A 20,301-nucleotide genomic window follows, 5' to 3' on the forward strand; every position below is an offset into this window, starting at 1 on the left:
GAAGGAAGGTCAATGTCTAAATGTTCCGCTGACTCTGACCCCATTTTTACACAAGTTCTTTTTCACCGCCGTTTTTCGCTGAGCGATAAATAGCGTTTAGTAGCGCAATCGATCTACGTCCTTCAAATCCATCCACAAGCGGTTTGGTGCCGTTATCAAGGGCATTTAATACATCTTCGAAGTTTCTTTGATGCCACTCGAAATCGATGGCGGATGGATCAGCCGCCCCTGCTCCCGCTTCACCTTCATTGAGCCCATACTTGCATCTGATCTCTTCGTCTTCCTCACTTTCATCAGCAAACTCCCAGACTCGAAATTTGTCGTCGCTCATAAAAACAGAGCCCTGAGAACCAGTGATTTGAATTTCTGCCGGATGACCGCTTTTAGACCAGCAAGCTGTTGAACCTTGAATAACGCCTAATGCACCGTTTTTAAACTCGAGCATCGCAATTCCAACATCCTCCACTTCTATACCATCATGGGCCACCAGCCTAGTCTCTGCTCGCACAGACTTTACATCCCCCATTACATAAAGGAGTAAATCGATAGTATGAATTGACTGGTTCATCAACGCGCCACCGCCATCAAGCTTCCAAGTACCACGCCAGGCACCGCTTTCATAATACTCTTGAGTTCGCCACCATTTAATATAAGCATCTGCCATGGCAATATTGCCGAAGCGGCCAGCATTTATAGCTTGCTTAAGTAACTTTGAAGAGGCGTTAAACCGACGAGGAAAAATGCCTGCTAGCATCACTTTGTTTTCAGCACACACCGCAATCATTTCATCGACTCTGTCAGCTGTAACTTCCAGCGGCTTTTCACAAATGATGTGCTTGCCCGCTTTTGCGGCGGCGGATATAGGCTCTAAATGAAAGCCTGAAGGCGTGCATATAGTAATGATGTCAATATCAGGAGACGTTATAAACGACGTATAGTCGTCGTAAGGTTTACAGCTATGCTTTTTAGAGAAAGCGTTGGCTTTATCAATTGAACGTGAATAAATCCCTGTTAATTCTGCATTGGGAATAGCGTGGATGGCCTTAGCATGAAAATCCGCAATCATGCCTGCGCCGACAATTCCAAAACGATACATTTTCCTGTTCCTTTTTTGTTCAGTTGAAAAAGTATATGGGAACTCAGCGCACTAAACTAGGCTTAAAAAATGAGGGGGTCAGAGTCCTGACTCTGACCCCCTCACTGTTTACTTCGGCTTTTAGAAGGAAGGTCAATGTCTAAATGTCCCGCTGACTCTGCCCCCATTTTTGATGTGCTATATTTTGAAGATTATGCCGTCACAGAGCATGAAAACCTGACGGGTCGAATTGGGAAGAAGCGTTAGCATTACGTCTTCGTCTATGTCTAATCCGCCGGTGAACTGCCCGAAGGCGGGCATCACAAACAAGTTTTCGTTGTTAGTAAAGCATTTGCCTGAGTATCGGCGGCGAGAAATAGTGGTGCGCTTTTTAGGGTGATAGTGACCGATAACTTGCGCTCGCTTTTCGTTTAATTCCGGCTCATGCCTGAATACCATATTATCTAGTACCACTTCAAAACGTGGCGTGCCCGGAATGCCTTCAGGTAAATCAGGGTCATGGTTGCCTTCAACCCATATCCACTCATTGACGCTATCAACAAGCCTACATAAATGCCTACGGTCATCAATGGTCATTCGGGACATGCTATGCTTATCGTGAAAGCTATCCCCTAAGCTGATTACCCGCTTAGGCTGGTATTCATCAATAATGCTTTCTAAGCGTTTAAGTGTGGCGGTGGAGTCTAAGCTAGGTATAGGGTTCGCATAGCTGCGTAAATAGCTGCCTTTTTCTAAGTGAAGATCAGACACAATCAGCCAGTCGCATGCGGGTAAATATGCGACGCCACGTGCGTCTAATAACCACAAGTAGTCTGCATATTTCGTAATAGTGATATGGCGCTGACTGACTTTTTCAGTCAGCCACGCGTCGGTTATTGCCAAATTATCCTCTTTATTTTTCTTTTTCGAGTTTTTAGTACCTAGGTAACGCTGACGTTTATTTAGCGAAATACTATTAAGCTTTCCTATTCAACGGACTTACCGCAAATGTTTGTTAAGTAAAGCATCTGGCGTAAGGTATATCATTAATATAAAAAAGCGAAGTTTGAATATTCTGTTTAACCCCACCCTATTCAACGCTAGCCCCTGAGAGTAGTGCGCGTACTTCATCTAACATAGTTTCAGCTTCGGCGTATAAGTTAGCTTGCTCAATAATGGCCTGTGCGCCAGCCCCTTTCACTTGTTCACTACGCACATCAAGCACTATAGGTATGGCCATGGGAGAGGGCTTTTCCAGATTTATCAATGTCGCTGAATCTACATACCGAATAAGTAAATTAGCGAGTCGCCGTAAGTCGAGAAGCTCACGCTCAGCATCAGCCCGAGCTACTTTAAGTAATATGTGGTCACGGTCGTGCTCACGCAATGTATCGTAAATAAGGTCGGTAGAAAACGTAACCTGCTTCATGGTTTTTTGGCTGGCGTGATAACGCTGTTCGGTCAGCCCGCTCACTACCGCTACTTGCCTAAACGAGCGTTTGAGCATAGGCGCCTGTAACATCCAATCTTCTAACTCGTCGCCTAGAATATCCGGCTGAAACAGCTGCTGTAACTGCCCTTGGGTGATGGCGTTCACTGATGCTATCGACAAACCATAATCAGTCACACTGAAGCTCAGTGGCTTTATGCCCATTTTTTCCATTCGCCGCGTTAGCAACATACCTAAGGTTTGGTTCGCTTTGCGTCCGTCGAAGGTGTAGTACAAGGTATAGTGCGCCTGCCTAAATGGAAACTGCTCCACCAACACCTTTTCAGGGCTAGGTAACTGAGAAAACGCCTGCTGAAGCTTCAGCCATTCTTGTACCTGTGCGGGCAGTGCTTTCCATGATTTCTGAGTAGCCAGAATTGCCCGTACGCCTTCCGCCAAATAGGTAGATAGCGGCATTTGCCCACCCGCGTAGCTGGGTATTTTCGGCTCTTTGGCTTTAGCCGGCTTGGCGTGAAGCTGCATGTCGCGAATTGCTTCAAAGCGCAGTACTTCTCCACCGAAATAAAAGGTATCTCCGGGCGCTAACTGCTGGGCGAAGTACTCTTCTACCTCGCCAATGATCTTGCCTTGGTTCCCCCTACGAATACGCTTTACCTTTAAACGTCCTGCCTCAACGATTGTGCCTATGTTTTGCCTGTGTCTTTGTATAACTCGCCGATTTGCGGGCGCAAAAGTGCCATCGTCGTTTCGTGTTAAACGCTGATATCGTTCATAAGCATTAAGGGCACTGCCTCCGTCTTGGGTAAAGCGCCACAGCTTATCGAAATCGTCTCTATCTAACCCTTGATAAGGCGTGGCGGTAAGTATCTCTTGATACAAGGCATCTGGGCTATCAGCTTTGCTACATAAACAGTTCAAGATGAACTGTGGAATGATATCTAGGGCGCCCGGCTGTGGGCTTTCACCATCAAGCTCACCTTTTTCTATAGCAGTAATTGCCGCTTGGCATTCCAGCGCTTCAAAACGATTTGCCGGAACAAGCAGCGCTTCGCTAGGTTCATCTAACCTGTGGTTCGCTCGCCCTATCCTTTGTAGCAGCCTGCTTACGCCTTTAGGTGCGCCAACTTGAATAACCTTATCCACGTCACCCCAGTCGATACCTAACTCTAACGCAGAAGTACACACAATTGCCCTTAGCATACCGCTTGCCATCATTGCTTCGGTTTTGCGCCTTTGCTCTTTACTCAAACTGCCGTGATAAAGCGCAATGGGAAGCGCCGCTTTATTTGCTTCCCATAGCATTTGAAATAGAAGCTCGGACTGGGCTCGTGTATTGACAAAAACCAGCGTGGTCTGTGCATTTTCTATGGCCGCATAGATATCATCAATGGCGTAACGAGCCATAAAGCCACCAAAAGGCATGCGTGCTTTAGAGTGCAGCATCTCAACTTTTGGCTTCTCCCCCGCTTTTACTTTAATGATATTGGCAAAGCTGTCACTGCCTGCCAGCCACGCGCCCAAAGTTTCAGGAAATGCCACGGTCGCTGACAAACCTATGCGTTTGCAGCTTGGAGAAAGAACGCTTAATCGCGCTAAGGCAAGAGATAAAAAGTCGCCGCGTTTATTAGCCATTAAGCTGTGGGTTTCATCGATTATCACGCGTTTTAGCTTGCCGAAAAGCTTATCGGCATCGGCGTAGCTCAACATCAGCATAAGAGATTCGGGGGTAGTAAGTAGAATATTAGGCGGCTTTTTACGCTGCCGCTGACGCTTATGAGAGGATGTATCGCCGGTGCGGGTTTCCGCGGTGATAGGCAACGACATTTCTTCAATAGGCTGTAACAGATTGCGATGAATATCTTGGGTTAACGCTTTAAGTGGTGAAATGTACAGGGTATGCAAACCATTAAACCCACTCTGATTACCCTTGATTTCAGCTGATTCATTTAACTCACTAAGCTCTACCAAACTTGGCAGAAAACCTGACAAGGTTTTACCCGCCCCTGTCGGTGCTATCAGTAACGTACAGTCATGTTTATCTTTTTCCACCAACATGGTCTGTTGATAATCACGTAGTTGCCAGCCTTTTTGCTTAAACCACTTAGAGAAAGCGCAGGGAAGTAATGTCATTTACAGTATCTGTTATGCCTTTTCCGCTTTATACGCCAATTCTTTAGTTAAGTTTATATACGCCAACACCTTACTTTTACCTTTGCAATAATCGTCAAAGCTCAACGCCAAAACTCAGCGCCCAAACTCAGCGCCCAAACTCAGCGCAATAAGGCTTTCTTGAAAAAATACGTATCTCCTGTACTTTTTATTTATTAGTGGATTAAGGTTATTAGCAATAGTTAATATTCGGATACACTTTAATTATCGACACTTCGAAAACGAGTACACTACACTCGTTAAACTACAAAATATGATTACAGGGAACGTAAATGCGAATTCAATCCATAGATGCCATTAGAGGTTTAGCAATCCTTGGCATTTTGTTTTTAAACATTGCATACCATCAAAACTTTCACACCGGCTACGCGTTTTTTGAAGAGCCACTTTTATCAGATGAGATTATCTCGACACTTAGCGCGCTTTTATTAGATGGCAGATTTCGCACCTTATTTTGCCTGTTGTTTGGAGCAGGTTTAGCTATTCAATTCGACGCTTGCCAAAAGCGTGGGCACAACTTTTTAGACTTTTCTAAATCTCGGCTTAAATGGCTATTTTTATTTGGGTTAATACATGGCGTTTTCATATTTGGCGGCGACATACTGCTTTATTACAGTTTTTGCGCCTACTTTGTACTAAAACACTTAACGTTAGACCAAGAAGCGCTTCGCACAAAAAGCGTTAAATATTTAGTCGTGGGAAGCATCATTATGCTTGTTTTTGGCATAGTGCTTACGCTTGGATACGACTACGGTGGCGCACTTCCATTTAGGTCTAGCGAAGCTTACGCCGAAGAGGTTACACAATGGCAAAGTAGTTATTTGTTCCAAATTGGGGTTCAAGCTTCTTTTGTTCTTGCTACCGTTATTGCAGCACCTTTTACCATGCTATGGCAGTCGATGGGGCTTATGATGTTTGGTGCCTATCTTTATAGAAGTGGTTTCTTTAGCGTTGGGTTTTCATCTACTGTATTTTTGAAAGTGTCTATAATTGCCATAGCCACATCTGTCGTTACGGTTATACCTCAGTTGATATTTGAGCAAGTAACGTCGGATGTTATTCCCATGTTTACCAGTATCCCAGCAATTTTCTGTGCTTTTGCCTACGCACACCTGTTAATCAAGGTGAAAAATACAACCACTTGGTGGTATCAGTCACTTATTAATTGCGGCAAGGTAGCGTTTACCCTCTACCTGACGCAATCTATTGTTCTGGCTGTGTTGTTTCGTGTGATTATGCCCGCTTACTATCCCGACTTTGCCTATACCGTGACGCTGCTCGATTTGATGTTAATTACCTTTGCGCTCACAGCAATTCAAATGTTGCTGGCGAATTTTATAACTAAGCATTTTGAACAAGGGCCATTTGAAGCGGCATGGAGAAGGCTATACCTGCGCAGCTTTTATAAGAAGAAACAGAGCAAGCAAAACGACGGCTTAGTTGCAGAGCAAGAATTAGCGACAGAGGCAAATAAAACCTCATAGCTAACATCTTTACTAAAAGAAGTTATATAAATCCGATTAAAGCAAAAGGACCAGGTAGAGCCTGGTCCTATAGCATATTGGCGCAACTATCTAGAACCTGAAAGCACCTAGCAAAGTAGCCGAGCTTAATTGGCTTTTGTCAGTATCATAGCCCAAGCCAAATTTGATAGATGAATGTGGGTTGAACCAATAGTGAGTGCGACCCAAGTGGTCGATTCAGGGGGTTAAATACGTAGTAAAAAGCATTCTCTGATTTGGCAGGACTATGAGTAGTGCACCCATCAACCTGGTTAAAAGCTGACGATACTGGCCTTTATTGCGAGCCCGGTGAGTTTTACATCGACCCAATGAATGAAGTCGCCACCGCGCTTGTCACACACGGTCACGCTGACCATGCACGGGCAGGTCATAACAGTGTGTTCGCAAGCTCAGAAACACTAGCTATTATGCAAACCCGCTACGGTGAAGATATGGCTACTCACCAGCACGCTGTAGCTATAGGTGAAAGCATTAATTTTAACGATGTAAAAGCCACATTTTATCCAGCAGGACATATTCTTGGCTCTACACAAATTCTTATCGAATATGCAGGCTACCGCGTGGTGGTTTCCGGCGATTATAAGCGCCGTCACGATCCTACCTGCCCGCCTTTTAAAGTTGTACCTTGCGACGTATTGATTACCGAAGCCACCTTTGGGCTTCCTGTCTTTAAGCACCCGCCTATTGAACATGAAATCGAAAAGCTCCTTCACTCATTACGCGTGTTTCCCGAGCGATGCCATTTAGTAGGCGCTTATGCATTGGGTAAATGTCAACGGGTTATATTAGCGCTGCGCGAGGCGGGTTACGTCAAGCCCATCTACTTACATGGTGCGCAGCTGAAGCTGTGTGACCTATACAAGCAATTAGGAATAGATTTAGGTGAGTTGATTCCGGTGTCTGAGGTTGCAGATAAAAAGACCTTAGCCGGCGAAATAGTCATTGCGCCCCCTTCTGCACTTGCCGATAGATGGTCACGAAGCTTGCCTAATGTACGCCCTGTTGTGGCATCTGGATGGATGCAAATTCGCGCTCGCGCTAAGCAAAAAAATGCTGAGCTACCGCTTATTATCTCTGATCATTGCGACTGGCCTGAATTGCTGCAAACCATTGAAGAAGTGAACCCGAAGGAAGTGTGGGTGACTCATGGCAGAGAAGATGCGCTGATGTATCAGGCTGAAAAAATGGGGTTTAAAGCCAGAGCGCTATCGCTAGTCGGTTATGATGAAGCAGAACAAGGAGGCGATTAGTGGAAGCATTCAGTCACTTACTTGAACAGCTGTATTTCACGTCTGGAAACAAAGCCAAAGCGCAGCTTATAGCTAACTACATTGCCAATACGCCAGACCCTGATCGAGGCTGGGCGATTGCTGCTATGGCAGGTACATTGCGGTTCGACTTTTTTAAGCGCAATACGGTAAAAAAGCTTATTACCGAACATACCGACTCTGAGCTTTTTGCCATGAGCTATGACTATGTGGGTGAGGTTAGTGAAACCGTGGCCCATTTATGGCCTTATAGTGAGCCAACAAATTCGCTACCCACGCTTACCGAAGTGGTAGAAACGTTCGCTTCGGTCAGTAAGCAAAAAGTTTCTGAGACGCTAGCCCATTACCTAACAATAATGACGCCGGCTCAACGCTGGGCGTTACTAAAGTTGGGCACACGAGGGTTACGTATAGGCGTGTCGGCGCGCTCTATAAAACAAATATTGGCCGATTATGGCAATAAAGACATTAAAGAAGTTGAGACACTATGGCATGCGGTTACTCCGCCTTATGTCGATATGCTTGGTTGGCTAGAAGGAAAAGCTGACAAGCCTGATATTGAAAATGCCGTCACATTTCATCCAGTTATGCTTTCTCACCCCATTGAAGATGGCGATATCGACGCTTTCACCAAAGACGCTTGGCAAATTGAGAACAAGTATGATGGCATTCGCGTGCAGCTTGTTGTTAAGTCGAATAAAACTGTTGATGATAAGCCTCAGAAAGATAGTGAGGTCGATGGCGATGAACCTGAAAAAGCTCTTTTTTCTCGTACTGGCGATGATATCAGCCACTCATTTCCTGATCTGCTTGAGTCTGTAAGCGGTAATATGGTGCTAGATGGAGAACTGCTGGTTATCCATAATGCAGAACATGGCTTACATCAATCTGAAGCATTGACTGCCCAAAGTGCGGCTAGTCAACGCACCAGTAGTGATAAAAGCGGTAAACAGGCTTCATCCGCCACACAGCCAGACGTGGATACCTTTAATGCCCTTCAGCAGCGCCTTAATAAAAAGAAACCGAGTAAAGCGTTACAGTCTTCCTCCCCAGTTGGACTAATCGTTTATGATGCTTTAGTGCTTAATGGTGAAGATCTAACTGATAAAACATTAAAGGCAAGGCGCGATGCCCTTGAAGAATGGTTTAGCAACACGAATAACAGCCGCTTGTTTCTTTCTGAAACACTTAATGCCACTTCCCCTGAAACTTTGCGCCAGCTTCACACCCAAGTCTGCCAGAATCGTGCGGTAGAAGGGCTGATGATAAAGCGCTTAGATAGTAAATATGTACCTGGCAGGCCTAAGGGCCAGTGGTTTAAATGGAAGCGCGATCCGCTGGTTGTGGATGCGGTAATGATGTATGCACAGCGCGGACACGGCAAGCGTTCCAGCTTTTACTCTGACTACACGTTCGGCGCTTGGGAAGACTGTCAGCTTCTGCCTATCGGAAAAGCCTATTCCGGGTTCACCGATGAAGAACTCAAAAAACTAGATAACTGGGTAAGACGCAACGCCGTGGGGCGGTTTGGCCCGGTAAGAGAAGTGAAAAAAGAACTGGTGCTTGAAGTGGCTTTCGACGCTGTACACCCTTCGTCGAGGCACAAATCAGGGGTCGCGCTGCGCTTTCCCCGTATACATAGAATTCGTTGGGACAAGCCCGCTAATGAAGCAGATACCTTAGCGAACGTTAAAGCACTAATAGAAGGCTGAGCCAGCAAAAACACTTTCTTAGTCGTCTAAAATCGCAGAGAATGGGCTGAGATAGAAACAAGGCTTGCACCTTAAGAAAATAAAACAATAGGAAATCGCCATGCCTAAGGCTAGTGAAATTAAAAAGAATAACACTGTGGTATTTGACGGAAAAACTTGCATCGTGCGAGACATTGAACGCTCTGTCCCTCAAGGTCGTGCTGGTGGCAGCATCTATCGCATGCGCATGTACGATGTAGTAACGGGCGCCAAATACGATGAAACCTTTAAAGACTCAGATACCCTAGATATGGCTGACTTAATTCGTCGTCCTGCTATGTTTTCGTATATTGATGGCGAAGAATATGTATTCATGGATAAGGAAGACTACACCCCTTATCACTTGAACAAAGAGAGCATTGAGAATGAAGCTCTGTTTATTAACGAAGAAACCGATGGCATTCAAGTTGTCATTGTTAGCGAAGTACCCGTTGCCTTGGACTTGCCAATGAGCGTAGAGCTAGAAGTAGTTGAGACCGACCCGTCTATTAAAGGTGCGTCTGCTACTTCTCGTACCAAACCAGCAACGCTTTCGACCGGTCTAGTAGTTCAAGTGCCAGAATACATCAGCACGGGTGAATGGATTAAGGTCAATACCGAAGAGCGTAAGTTCCAAAGCAGAGCCGATAAGCACTAGTCAATTTAACGTATTGAATTAGGCTGCCATCGACACTTGAAATATTTGCTCAGCTTAAAAAAACAAAAAAGGGTTCAATCGAACCCTTTTTTATTGCCTGCTTCACAGCTTTGAAAGCGTTTTTTTTGCGTTTCCTACTTAGCGATATTTTCCTGCGTAGGCAGTGCGCTGAATGCACCGTACTGGGTTACTGTGTAAGCACCACATCGAATAGCAAATTCAGTCGCTTCGCTAACATTTTCAAAGTTTTCAGCCCACGCATCGAACTCATCCGCGTTCTTAACTTTGGTCGAAAGGAAATACAGGAACCCACCGATAAACGAATCACCGGCTGCGGTGGTATCTTTTACATCCATTTTTGGCGATGCCAGCGTGCCGCTGAACGACTTAGTAATATAGTGAATTGGCTCGCCACCGTCTGTTACCAATACAACCTTCACACCGCTATCTAGCCACTGCTGTACTTTTGCATCGGCATTTTCTTCGCCATAAAGCTCTGCAAGTTCTTCGCGGCTTGCCTTTAACACAGAAACTTTTTTAGCAGCCTCATCAATACGTGTTGGCGCATTGGCTGTGTCATCCCAAAATGCTGGGCGATAGTTGATGTCTAAACACACCATCATGCCGTTTTCCTTTGCCTTGTTTAAAATAAACTCGGTGCCAGGAATAAGCTCAGGGCCAGAAATTGAACCCGAACAGAAGTGCAGTACTGTATTCTTGTCGCAGTCAATCGTAGACAAGTCTTGTTCTGAAATATGCTTATGTGCGGCATTATCAACATAGAAATCGAACGAACGCTCACCGTCTTCATCTAAATTTACAAACGCCAGCGCCGTATTACCCTCTTGTGTGGTCCACACAAAGTCCGTATTTACTTTGTAGTGTTCAAGCATTTCTTTAAGAAAGGCGCCAAAAGTATCGTCACCCACCTTCGATACCATCGCACTTTCTCCACCCAGTTGGGCAACAGCAACCGCCACGTTAGCGGGCGCGCCACCAGCATAAGGCTGGAAAGGCTTCATGGCTGGTATGTTGCCATCTTTGGGCGCTGCACCTTGGCTTAACATATCAATAAGCACTTCACCTAAACACAAAATTTTCATACCAGCCTCGCTCAAAAAATGTCAATAAAGGACGTTTACCTAGTGCGCACAATACGTAAGGTTAACGAATCGTTAATTAATTGCGGCATAGTATTGACGAACAAAACTATTAAATCAACCCAATTGATTTACTTTTTTTAAAAGGATTGTAGGATGTGTACCTATTGTATTAAAAAGATTAAAATTTTTATCTGAAAGGTCTGGTAAGATTCATAGCTTCATTTTGGAAGTTTGAAAGGGGACACATTCCTGCATTCCCACGCTTCGCTAGGAAACTTGCCAGCGCCTTCTGAATGGGCAATTATCTATGCGCATTGGTATTATTAAACTCTTTTCTTTTTTAACGGTAGATAGTAATTACTTTGAATATTGAATCGGCTTTTCACCTGCCACAACAAAACGCACCAGAGTTACTTGATGATCGTTCTGCGAATGAGCGCGCGATCTTAACCTTAATACGGCAACGCATTGCCTTACCTAAAGCTGAAATTGCACAATTGACTGGGCTGTCGGCGCAATCTGCAACGGTAATTATCAAGAAGTTAGAAACCGATGGATTGGTCAAACGCCTAAAGCCTATAAAAGGCGGTGTAGGGCAGCCTAAGGTACCTTTCGGATTGAATGCTAACGGTGCGTTCAGTATCGGCCTCAAAGTTGGTCGCCGTAGTTTCGACATAACCTTGCTCGACTTAAAAGGCAATGTTAAAGCCACCCTTCACGAAAAGTTCGCCTATCCAACGGTAAGCAACCTACTGAACTTTGCAGAGCGTGCATTCAATGTTCTAATCAAAAACCTAGATGCAGCACAGCAAAAGATGGTTAGAGGCTTAGGCGTAGCTATGCCTTTTGAAATTTGGAGTTGGGCAGAGGAAGCAGGCGCGCCGAAAAAAGAGTTAGAAGAATGGAAAGAGTTTGACCCACAAACCGAACTTGAAAGCTTATTAAACCTACCTGTTTTCATTAAAAATGATGCAGGAGCAGCGTGTAGCGCGGAGATGTCGTTCGGCAATCCAAAGCGTTACGATAGCTTTTTATACATATTTGTTGGTACGTTTTTAGGCGGTGGACTGGTACTTAACAATCAGCTTATCAATGGCAAAACAGGTAATGCCGGCGCTATTGGCTCGTTGCCTTTTTTTAGTCAAAATCAGCAGCGTCAGTTAATAACGCAATCTTCACTTTATCTATTGGAAAGCGAGTTAGAAAAAGCGGGGGAAAACGCTAAGCACATTTATGAGTCCCCCTCTTACTGGCAGTGCAATGATTCACTTGTAAAAAATTGGGTGCGCGAGACAGCCAAAGGGCTGGCATTCGCTTCACAGTGCGCGATGAGCCTTTTGGATTTAGATGGCGTAATCATTGACGGCGCCATACCCAGCAACATAAAAGAATTATTAGTTGAAGCAACCCAAAGTGCGCTGAAAGACTTGGATATGCGAGGAATTACTCCCGCGCAAATTAGCCCCGGTCACGTGGGCGTAAAGGCCCAATCGATTGGAAGCGCAAACTTAGCGCTTCAGGCTAATTATTTCTAACTATTCAGATGTGCAGTTAAGGTTTTCATGACAGTAAGTAGCAAAGTGATTCATATTCTAGATGGTGGTATGGGTCGTGAACTTGAAAAGATTGGTGCACCTTTTAGGCAGCCGGAATGGTCCGCACTGGCATTAATGCAGACCCCTGAGCTAGTGCGTGAGGTTCATACCCACTTTCTAAATGCTGGTGCCACTGTCATCACTACCAATGCCTATGCCCTCGTTCCATTTCATATTGGTGAAACCGCGTTTAACGAGCAAGCATTTTCGCTGGCCGAGTCTGCGGCTAAGCTAGCAAAGGAAGCCGTTACTTTTCAGCAGGATAAAAGCAACAAGTTATCAGTCGCGGGCTGTGTGCCACCTGCTTTTGGCTCGTACCGCCCAGACTTATTCGATGCAGAACGAGTGGCAGAGATTTTAACGCCTCTTATCAAAGCGCAAGCGCCTTTTGTGGATGTTTGGCTTATTGAAACGGTTTGCTCTATTGAAGAAGCTGATGCCGTAGTTTCACTAATAAAAACACTGTCTTCTCGTCCCATTTGGCTGTCGTTTTCTTTGCATAATAGAGCGTCGTCAAACGAGCCTGTAACTCTTCGTTCAGGCGAGCCGCTAGAAAAAATCGCGCCTTTGCTGGAGCGTGTTGAAAGCGTACTTTTTAATTGTTCACAGCCTGAAGAAATGGAAAATGCACTAACAATTACGCGACAGTTGAATGAAAACATTGCTACTGGTGCATACGCCAATAGCTTTTCAGAAAGGAAGCGTCAGCATGAAGCTAACGCCCTTTTGTCAGAGCTGCGTGACGATATAACGCCACAGCGCTATGCAGATTACGCTCAATCGTGGCTAGCGGCAGGTGCCAGTATCATTGGAGGCTGTTGCGGCATAGGCCCTGAACATATCAAAGCCATAAGTGATAGCGTAAAATCTTAAAACTGAAATCACGCTAGTGCAGATCAGCGGCGTCAGTGCGCAAAATCCTGTGTTTCAAAGTACACTAGAAAAGGCGATTCGCAGTGAGTAAAAACCTCTTTAATTTGCGCCTTGCTCGGAACACTTTCGCCCAGCATGTTTCCTAAGGTTTCCTGACAATCGTCAACGATAAACAGTGCATCAAAGGATGGGCGTTCGCCAATGAGGTGAATGTATAAATACTTGTCACCGAGGCTGATGCTAGTCCACTTTTCATCAGGCTGATATGTAACGCTATCGTCGTCAGAATGTGGCGGTTTGTATTGTTTTACCAAGCGACGTTTAAACATCAGCTTTTCAAATGTCAGTTCCGATTTACCCAACCACTTAGTGCCACCTCGCTCAAAATGACCTTTATAAAACTGTGCTGAGATAGAAAATCTTTCACCATCAACAAGTTTATTTAAATCAAAATTTTCTGGTAACAGGGTCACCATGTTGCTGTGAGAGGTTGAGCCTGCTTGTAGATACGCAATTAGCGTAGCTTTATGCGGACTTCCTACTGCATAAATAATTTGGTAATCATGTGGCGAATAATAAAGGGGTAAGTGACTCGCATAGAGTTCAGCGCCATCTGTAAATAGCACCATACCGTGAGAACCAACTCTTTTGTGGTTTTTATGACCGGCGTGTATAGAAGAACTAGCATTGGATGCTTTACTAATGCCATCTGCACTTAGTTCTTTTGTGGTTGTCGCCGTTGCTCCCATGCACACCATATATAAACACAAGACAGCCAAATGAAGACGCTTCATAAACCTTTTACGCTTAATAACAATTTTATTATGGCGATACTGGCACAGTAACCACCTACAATTAAGCTACAATAAATACATGTTTAATTCCCAACCGGAAACAATGAGGCGGCGAACCCGTGGATATTGAAGACTTAAGAAAATTTATTGTTGTTGCCCAACATGAGAACTTGAATAAAGCGTCTGTGCACTTATCGGTTACCACAGGCGCATTGTCTAAAGTGGTGAAACGCATAGAACAACAGTTAGAAAGCCAACTGTTTGACCGCGTAGGTAAACATATTCGACTCAACCAACGGGGAAACAAATTCCTTATTTATGCCACTCATCTTGTGCACGAAGCCGATCAGGCACTCAGTGAGTTTAGGGGTAATACTGCTTTATACAACATTACCGTTTCTGGCCCATCACTCTTGCTTCAATATTACTTGCCAACTTTGCTTGCTAAACCTTCCTCTTCACAAGATCGCTTTCACGTCAATATCCACGCTTGCTGGGAAGGGAAAGCGCTGGATAGCGTTTCTAAAGGGGGTAGCGACGTGGCTATCGCCACCTCTTTTGCAATGGAAGAACGAGAGAAAGACCCGTCACTGCATCGCATATTATTAGGGTCGTCTACCTATGTGGTTGCGGCCGCAAAAAATCACCCTGCGGTAGCTGAAGCAAAGAACGGTATATTAACAAGTCAAAGTTTGTTCGCTTTCGCTTTTGCTTGCCCTGACGTTTCACCTTTTTGTGGAATAAAACGGGGCATAGGCTCTGATGGGTGGAGAGACGACAAAGTCCCCCGCTCTATACACTATCGATGTAATGATTTTGGCACACTGCTGTCTATTGTCAGGCAAGGACTGGCTTTGGCCTACGTACCTGACTTCATAGCGAAAAGTCATGATCTTACTTGCGTGTCCGTATCAGATTATGACTTTTGCCATGAAGAGCATTTTGAGTTGATTTACAAACCGAGTATGGCATCAGGCTGGCTCAATCGGTTTGTCGATTCAGTTAAAAGCGTTATTTAGTAACCACATTTTTGGCGCCTTTAAGCAGCGCCTCTTTATCTATCTTATTAGGCACTTCCACGCCACGTCGCGCTGCAGGCCTCGCTTCAATACTGTTCTTCCAGCGTATTAGGTTGTCCAAGCCTTCAATGCTAACACCTGACCATTCATAAGTGCGCACCCAGCACCAGTTAGCCATGTCAGCAATACTATAGTCGTCTACCAGATATTCACGATTTTCTAGCCTATTATCCAGTACGGTGAATAAACGTCGCACTTCGTTTTGGTAACGCGCTATTGCTACGGGAATTTTTTCTTCTAGATAACGATGGAACACGTTGGCTTGCCCCATCATAGGGCCTATTCCACCCATCTGAAACATTAACCACTGGATAACTTGGCTCTTTCCCTTAGCATCGCGGGGTAAGAACATTCCGGTCTTTTCAGCGAGATAAATCATAATTGCGCCGGATTCGAAAACAACGTGGCCATCGGCTTCTCTATCTACGATAACCGGTATACGTCCGTTCGGGTTCATGGCTAAAAACTCAGGGGTTTTCTGCTCGCCTTTCATTAAGTTTACAGCATGAGCTGTATATTCAAGTCCCATTTCTTCAAGCGCTACTGACGCTTTCCAACCATTAGGGGTGGCTGCGGTATATAAATCTATCATTAGGCTTTTGCACTCGCTCGGTTGCTTACGGCCTCATACCAGCGCGCTAAATTAACGTGGTCGTCAGTCATACGAATTTTTACCACTCGGGCGAAATCCATAGCACATAACGCGGTTATGTCGGCGATAGAAAAGGTATCGCCAGCGATGTATTCTTTTACACCAAGTCGGCGTTCTAGAATATTGAGATATTTAGACGCGTTGATACCCGCTTCTTTGCCATATTCAGGTACAGGTGTCATACGATCTTTAAAGTAACCTGTGGTATGTTGAAAGCACATGCCAATTTGCATCATGAAGGCTAACTCTACTTGGCGCTGCCACATAGATATCGTTGCTTTTTCAACGGGCGTTGTTCCCATTAAAGGGGGATCTGGTTGCAATGCTTCAAAGTAAGTACAGATCGCATCGGTTTCTGCAATACAGGTACCGTCATCAAGCTCTAAAATGGGTATTTTACCTAACGGGTTCTTAGCGCGCATTTCTGCACTTAGGTTTTCACCTTTTTGAATATCGACTTGCACGTAATCAACATCAATGCCTTTTTCGGCTAAAAACATGCGTACTCGACGTGGGTTAGGTGCGGTTTTCGTTTCGTATATTTTCATAATGATTGCCACAGACCTTATGACAGATTGCTAAATATAGGGTTGGTTCTAGATTAGTAATTGCACATACCGCTTTCAAATCACTCTGTCTATGCACAGAACTATTCAGTTCTTTTATGGTTATACCTCTTGGGTATTTTTAAATACTGAAAAACAATGAAAAGCCAGGATTGGGGTCCGATCATTAGTTATGAGCCCGTAATCACCTTAAGACGTTTTATTTCATTATCAGTAAAGCGTGCAGACAGGTATTCGCGCTGGGCATCCTCTGCCTCGCTCGGCGAAAGTGCCTGCTGCGATAGGCTTTCGCGAAACGCCTGATAATCTGCAATTTTGTTTTTCCAGTTAGCCTGCTTTTCCCAGGTTTTCGCAAAGCGGTCTGCTACCGTACTTCCAAACTCTGCCGCCACTGCGTTATACCGATCATTAATATTGCTATAACTGCGTTTTATCTCGTTGATGCGATGTATATTCAGCGTTGGCTGGAAAACATCGCGTTCGGCTTGATTTCCCGTTTTCAGTGACTCAACAATAAGCGCTTTTCTTTCATGCCTAGACAGCGTGCTTTCCTGAGCAAGTTGTAAACGCGCTAGCGCCGCCTCGTCCACCTGCGCTTCTTGGCTAAATAAATAATGGTATTCGGTGTCGTCGAAGTAGGTCCGTCTTATCCCCTCGCGCTCATCAAGTTTGTAAGACACATCCTGTAAACTATGAGTAGCCAAGTCGACCTCCGTCTCGATGGAAGAAAGCGCCACTTTATAATCTACATATCGGGTAAATAAGTCAGACGCTACCGCTTGGGTAGTTGGCGTAAACACGTTGCTAACGTAGGTGGTATAGGCAAACTTAACGGTTTGCGGGTCGTCTGTTGTACGCGTAAATATAAAGCGGTCGAAAGCGTCTTTGGTTGAATAGTTAAGCTTAAAAGGAGTAAGGCTTTTATTTGCGCTTTCTGCTTCGCTCTTTAGATGGAGGCGCGCATCTGTCTCCTTACGCGTTGTTCCCTTCTCGCCCAGCTTTCCACTGGTTTCTTTTTGCCTGCTAACTTCCAAGCGTTCGGAGGAATGCCCAGCCCCGTTTTTTTTGGTGTCAGGTGCAAATTGGATATAAACAACAGTACCCAATACTAACAGAGCAACTAGCCCTGTGAGTATTGAATACGCATGGCGTACTTTACCTTTTGTCACTACAAGCCCAATCTTTTAAGACGATTAGCCTGGCGTACAAACACATCTACCGGGTCGGTTTCAAACCAGTGCGTAATTCCAAAACTCTGGTTTACTTCATCGAGGTGATTCATTTTGTAGTTATCTTTTAGCACCTTGCCCAAGTGCGAGCTACACGTTGAGACTAAGCCATCGTTTGGCTCTTTAAACGCAGTGCCAGTAATAGCTAGGAAAGGGTCGACAATGTCTAAAGCATTGGTATAAGTTCTTCCGCCGCTCCATGAGAAATAATACACGCCATTTTCAGCCAACATCTTACCGTCGTTGCGACAGTAGGCGGTAGGCATGCCTTCAGGGTATTTTTGATTGAACGCTACTGAGCCTGCAGTTGATAGAGAATCAAGTGCAGCGATTGAGTCGGTGGGCTTTTCACGGGGATCTGACCCAGACGCAATTTCAATAATGTTGGCAAATGCATTAACAACGACGCCAGCGGCGCCTTCTCCCACTGAGCCCTCAGCGAAAGCATCCCGTAATTCATCTGCGACTTTACTGCCCCAATTAACACCGGCGACAGAGCTTACCGAAGCAACTTTTTCTGGCGCCACGCTTGCGGCGTAACGTGCCGTTGGGCCGCCGTGGCTATGTCCAATTAGATTCACTTTGTCTGCGCCAGACAAGGCGAGTACTTCGTCGATATACTCAAGCAACTGCTCGCCGCGCACTTCTGTGGAATTTGCTGGTGAAACTTCAGCAATATATACCACAGCGCCGTTGCGGCTGAGTTTATGCGGAACCTTATAAAAATAATCTACAAAGAGTATGTCTTCAAAGCCAAACAGGCCGTGGACCAATACTATGGGGTTTTCAGTTTTTGCGTATGTTCCTGCGAAGGCTTGTCCTGCCCCTACAACTAGGGTACTGACAGCGCCTGTTATGGCAAGCAAAGTAACAATGAGAGCATTCCTTGCTCTATTATCTTTGGATATTCTCATCGTGTGTGTGCCTCATAATTATAACGTTGTGGTCTGTGGTCAGACCTTTGTTATAATTATGTAAACACACTGTAAAGATCAACCTTTATGTTGAAACTTTAATAAGGAGGATAAACATCAAGTTGTGATATTTATCGTCATCTAACTATCAATATCTATTAAATTCAGCAAGATAGTACTCACGCGAGAGTATACTCGCCCATACCATTTTCACTCGAAATACGAACCATAAACACAATTAATAAACCGTTATCAACTTCTGGAATAGGATTGGATAAAGTTTACCGCAAGGCTAGAAGTGGTTAGCCACTCTCCCTTGAAAGGGTCGAGTTTCATACCTATCTGATGTTTCAGTGTGAAGTCTTCACCGACCCATTTTTCTAATTCACTAGGTTTTACAAACTTTTGCCAATCATGGGTTCCCACAGGCAAATACCGCATTACGTATTCAGCCCCCACAATAGCAATTACAAAGCTTTTAAGTGTTCGGTTTAGAGTGGCAAGAATAAGCAGCCCGCCCGGTTTGACCAAGCTAGCGCATTCATCAATTAACTGCTGCTGATCTGGCACATGCTCTACCACTTCAGCGTTTATAACAATGTCATATTGCTGTGCTTCTTTAACTAGTTCACTGGACAACATGTGTTTATAAGTTACCGATACACCATTTTTTTCCGCATGGCGTTTTGCCACTTCCACACTTACTGCACTTGCATCAATGCCAGTTACCTTTGCACCAAGCTTGGCCAGAGGCTCGCTAATAAGCCCGCCGCCGCTACCTATATCAACAATAGACAAAGACGAATAATCCGGTGGGAGGTTACCTTTGCCGAAATGATCCTCTATTTGCGCTTTAATGACATCCAAGCGCGCTCGATTAAACTCAAGGGCTGTTTTATATTTGCCGCTGGGGTCCCACCATGACTCTGCCAGTGAGTCAAAGCGCGAAATTTCTTCTTCAGAAAAGTTAACTTCCCCGGTTTTTTTACTTTTATCGAGCACGATTTTTTACCTTTAAACGTAAGTACACTAGTGCTTTTCTATTGACCCATAATGTTCAGGGTCATAAGGTGAATACATTAGGGTGAGCATTTAAGACGTACACCTTTATATTCTAAATAGGCACCTAGATAAAAACACATTATAAGAATATACGTTGTGAAAGAGGGTTCTGATTTTGGCAAACGCAAAAAATGTATATGGTCGACCGCTCCAGCTATGCTGCGGAAATACGGGGTTTACCCGTGAAGGTTTTTGCTATGTACCCGATGCTGATGTGGGCAATCACAGTGTATGCGCTGTGGTTAGCGATGAATTTCTACAGTTTTCCTTACGACAGGGTAACGATTTAATAACCCCCTGGCCTAGCATGTCTTTCCCCGGTCTACTCGACGGCGACAGATGGTGCCTGTGCGCTGCTCGTTGGTTAGAAGCTTACGAAGCCGGTGTTGCGCCCAAGGTGCGACTGGAAGCTACCCATGAAAAAGCCCTAGATATCATTCCGCTATCTTTATTAGAAGAATATGCGGCTGACAAAAACTAGGGGATTGGACAAGATATTTTCCACTGATGAGCCTCAACGTGAGCCTTTCACACCAGGTATTGGTTGATGAAACTAACCAT

The 20,301-nt window shown here is 44.8% G+C and carries 18 protein-coding genes; 8 read left to right on the forward strand and 10 right to left on the reverse strand.

Going from position 1 to position 20,301, the window contains the following annotated elements; translation table 11 throughout:
- Nucleotides 1-46: 46 nt before the first annotated feature.
- From ACYX4W_RS01760 to ACYX4W_RS01770, 3 genes are all read right to left on the reverse strand, one after another.
- Nucleotides 47-1,096: a Gfo/Idh/MocA family protein gene (locus ACYX4W_RS01760; RefSeq protein ID WP_476074510.1), complete on the reverse strand. Its 1,050-nt coding sequence runs from the start codon at nucleotides 1,094-1,096 to the stop codon at nucleotides 47-49.
- 177 nt (nucleotides 1,097-1,273) lie between these two features.
- Complete coding sequence (gene pdeM, locus ACYX4W_RS01765) at nucleotides 1,274-1,978, reverse strand: ligase-associated DNA damage response endonuclease PdeM (RefSeq protein ID WP_476074511.1); 705 nt, start codon at nucleotides 1,976-1,978, stop codon at nucleotides 1,274-1,276.
- Nucleotides 1,979-2,165: 187 nt separating this feature from the next.
- Nucleotides 2,166-4,655 carry a ligase-associated DNA damage response DEXH box helicase gene (locus ACYX4W_RS01770; protein WP_476074512.1) on the reverse strand — a complete coding sequence of 830 codons (2,490 nt, stop codon included), beginning with the start codon at nucleotides 4,653-4,655 and terminating at the stop codon, nucleotides 2,166-2,168.
- 311 nt (nucleotides 4,656-4,966) lie between these two features.
- On the opposite strand from ACYX4W_RS01770, the gene ACYX4W_RS01775 reads away from it, so the two are divergent.
- The 4 genes from ACYX4W_RS01775 (at nucleotide 4,967) to efpL (ending at nucleotide 9,873) form a co-directional block, all read left to right on the forward strand.
- Nucleotides 4,967-6,178, forward strand: coding sequence for a DUF418 domain-containing protein (locus ACYX4W_RS01775; protein ID WP_476074513.1), 1,212 nt, complete (start codon nucleotides 4,967-4,969; stop codon nucleotides 6,176-6,178).
- 272 nt (nucleotides 6,179-6,450) lie between these two features.
- A complete protein-coding gene (locus ACYX4W_RS01780; protein ID WP_476074514.1) occupies nucleotides 6,451-7,467 on the forward strand; it encodes a ligase-associated DNA damage response exonuclease in 1,017 nt (338 codons plus the stop codon).
- Nucleotides 7,467-9,197, forward strand: a complete 1,731-nt coding sequence (locus ACYX4W_RS01785) for a cisplatin damage response ATP-dependent DNA ligase (protein WP_476074515.1) — start codon at nucleotides 7,467-7,469, stop codon at nucleotides 9,195-9,197. Before ACYX4W_RS01780 ends, ACYX4W_RS01785 begins: the two co-directional genes overlap by 1 nt.
- A gap of 100 nt (nucleotides 9,198-9,297) precedes the next feature.
- Nucleotides 9,298-9,873 (forward strand): elongation factor P-like protein EfpL, encoded by a 576-nt coding sequence (gene efpL, locus ACYX4W_RS01790; protein ID WP_025257482.1) that lies wholly within the window; start codon nucleotides 9,298-9,300, stop codon nucleotides 9,871-9,873.
- A 134-nt stretch (nucleotides 9,874-10,007) separates the two neighbouring features.
- On the opposite strand, the gene ACYX4W_RS01795 is transcribed toward efpL, so the two are convergent.
- Nucleotides 10,008-10,976: a carbohydrate kinase family protein gene (locus ACYX4W_RS01795; protein ID WP_476074516.1), complete on the reverse strand. Its 969-nt coding sequence runs from the start codon at nucleotides 10,974-10,976 to the stop codon at nucleotides 10,008-10,010.
- Nucleotides 10,977-11,338: 362 nt separating this feature from the next.
- On the opposite strand from ACYX4W_RS01795, the gene ACYX4W_RS01800 reads away from it, so the two are divergent.
- Both ACYX4W_RS01800 and ACYX4W_RS01805 read left to right on the forward strand, forming a co-directional pair.
- Entirely contained in the window at nucleotides 11,339-12,511 is a 1,173-nt protein-coding gene (locus ACYX4W_RS01800) for an ROK family transcriptional regulator (RefSeq protein WP_474804119.1), read from the forward strand.
- Between the two features lie 27 nt (nucleotides 12,512-12,538).
- Nucleotides 12,539-13,444, forward strand: a complete 906-nt coding sequence (locus ACYX4W_RS01805; protein WP_474804116.1) for a homocysteine S-methyltransferase family protein — start codon at nucleotides 12,539-12,541, stop codon at nucleotides 13,442-13,444.
- A gap of 32 nt (nucleotides 13,445-13,476) precedes the next feature.
- Here ACYX4W_RS01805 and ACYX4W_RS01810 read toward each other — a convergent pair whose 3' ends face one another.
- Complete coding sequence (locus ACYX4W_RS01810; protein ID WP_476074517.1) at nucleotides 13,477-14,238, reverse strand: hypothetical protein; 762 nt, start codon at nucleotides 14,236-14,238, stop codon at nucleotides 13,477-13,479.
- Between the two features lie 119 nt (nucleotides 14,239-14,357).
- Here ACYX4W_RS01810 and ACYX4W_RS01815 point away from each other — a divergent pair, with 119 nt between their 5' ends.
- Nucleotides 14,358-15,257 carry a LysR family transcriptional regulator gene (locus ACYX4W_RS01815; protein WP_474804110.1) on the forward strand — a complete coding sequence of 300 codons (900 nt, stop codon included), beginning with the start codon at nucleotides 14,358-14,360 and terminating at the stop codon, nucleotides 15,255-15,257.
- Here the strand turns inward: ACYX4W_RS01815 and ACYX4W_RS01820 are convergent.
- The 5 genes from ACYX4W_RS01820 to ubiG all read right to left on the reverse strand — a co-directional run bounded on the left by ACYX4W_RS01820 (nucleotide 15,250) and on the right by ubiG (nucleotide 19,680).
- Nucleotides 15,250-15,909, reverse strand: a complete 660-nt coding sequence (locus ACYX4W_RS01820; protein WP_474804107.1) for a glutathione S-transferase family protein — start codon at nucleotides 15,907-15,909, stop codon at nucleotides 15,250-15,252. The two genes, ACYX4W_RS01815 and ACYX4W_RS01820, sit on opposite strands and share 8 nt — an antisense overlap.
- Nucleotides 15,909-16,517: a glutathione S-transferase family protein gene (locus ACYX4W_RS01825; protein WP_474804104.1), complete on the reverse strand. Its 609-nt coding sequence runs from the start codon at nucleotides 16,515-16,517 to the stop codon at nucleotides 15,909-15,911. Before ACYX4W_RS01825 ends, ACYX4W_RS01820 begins: the two co-directional genes overlap by 1 nt.
- 188 nt (nucleotides 16,518-16,705) lie before the next feature.
- Complete coding sequence (locus ACYX4W_RS01830; RefSeq protein WP_474804102.1) at nucleotides 16,706-17,704, reverse strand: lipase secretion chaperone; 999 nt, start codon at nucleotides 17,702-17,704, stop codon at nucleotides 16,706-16,708.
- Nucleotides 17,704-18,678 (reverse strand): esterase/lipase family protein, encoded by a 975-nt coding sequence (locus tag ACYX4W_RS01835; RefSeq protein WP_474804100.1) that lies wholly within the window; start codon nucleotides 18,676-18,678, stop codon nucleotides 17,704-17,706. Before ACYX4W_RS01835 ends, ACYX4W_RS01830 begins: the two co-directional genes overlap by 1 nt.
- A 252-nt stretch (nucleotides 18,679-18,930) precedes the next feature.
- A complete protein-coding gene (ubiG, locus tag ACYX4W_RS01840; RefSeq protein ID WP_474804097.1) occupies nucleotides 18,931-19,680 on the reverse strand; it encodes a bifunctional 2-polyprenyl-6-hydroxyphenol methylase/3-demethylubiquinol 3-O-methyltransferase UbiG in 750 nt (249 codons plus the stop codon).
- A 175-nt stretch (nucleotides 19,681-19,855) separates the two neighbouring features.
- On the opposite strand from ubiG, the gene ACYX4W_RS01845 reads away from it, so the two are divergent.
- Entirely contained in the window at nucleotides 19,856-20,221 is a 366-nt protein-coding gene (locus tag ACYX4W_RS01845; protein WP_269918491.1) for a DUF2237 family protein, read from the forward strand.
- The last annotated feature ends 80 nt before the right edge of the window (nucleotides 20,222-20,301 follow it).

The organism is Alteromonas sp. ABH4_454, assembly GCF_056311775.1.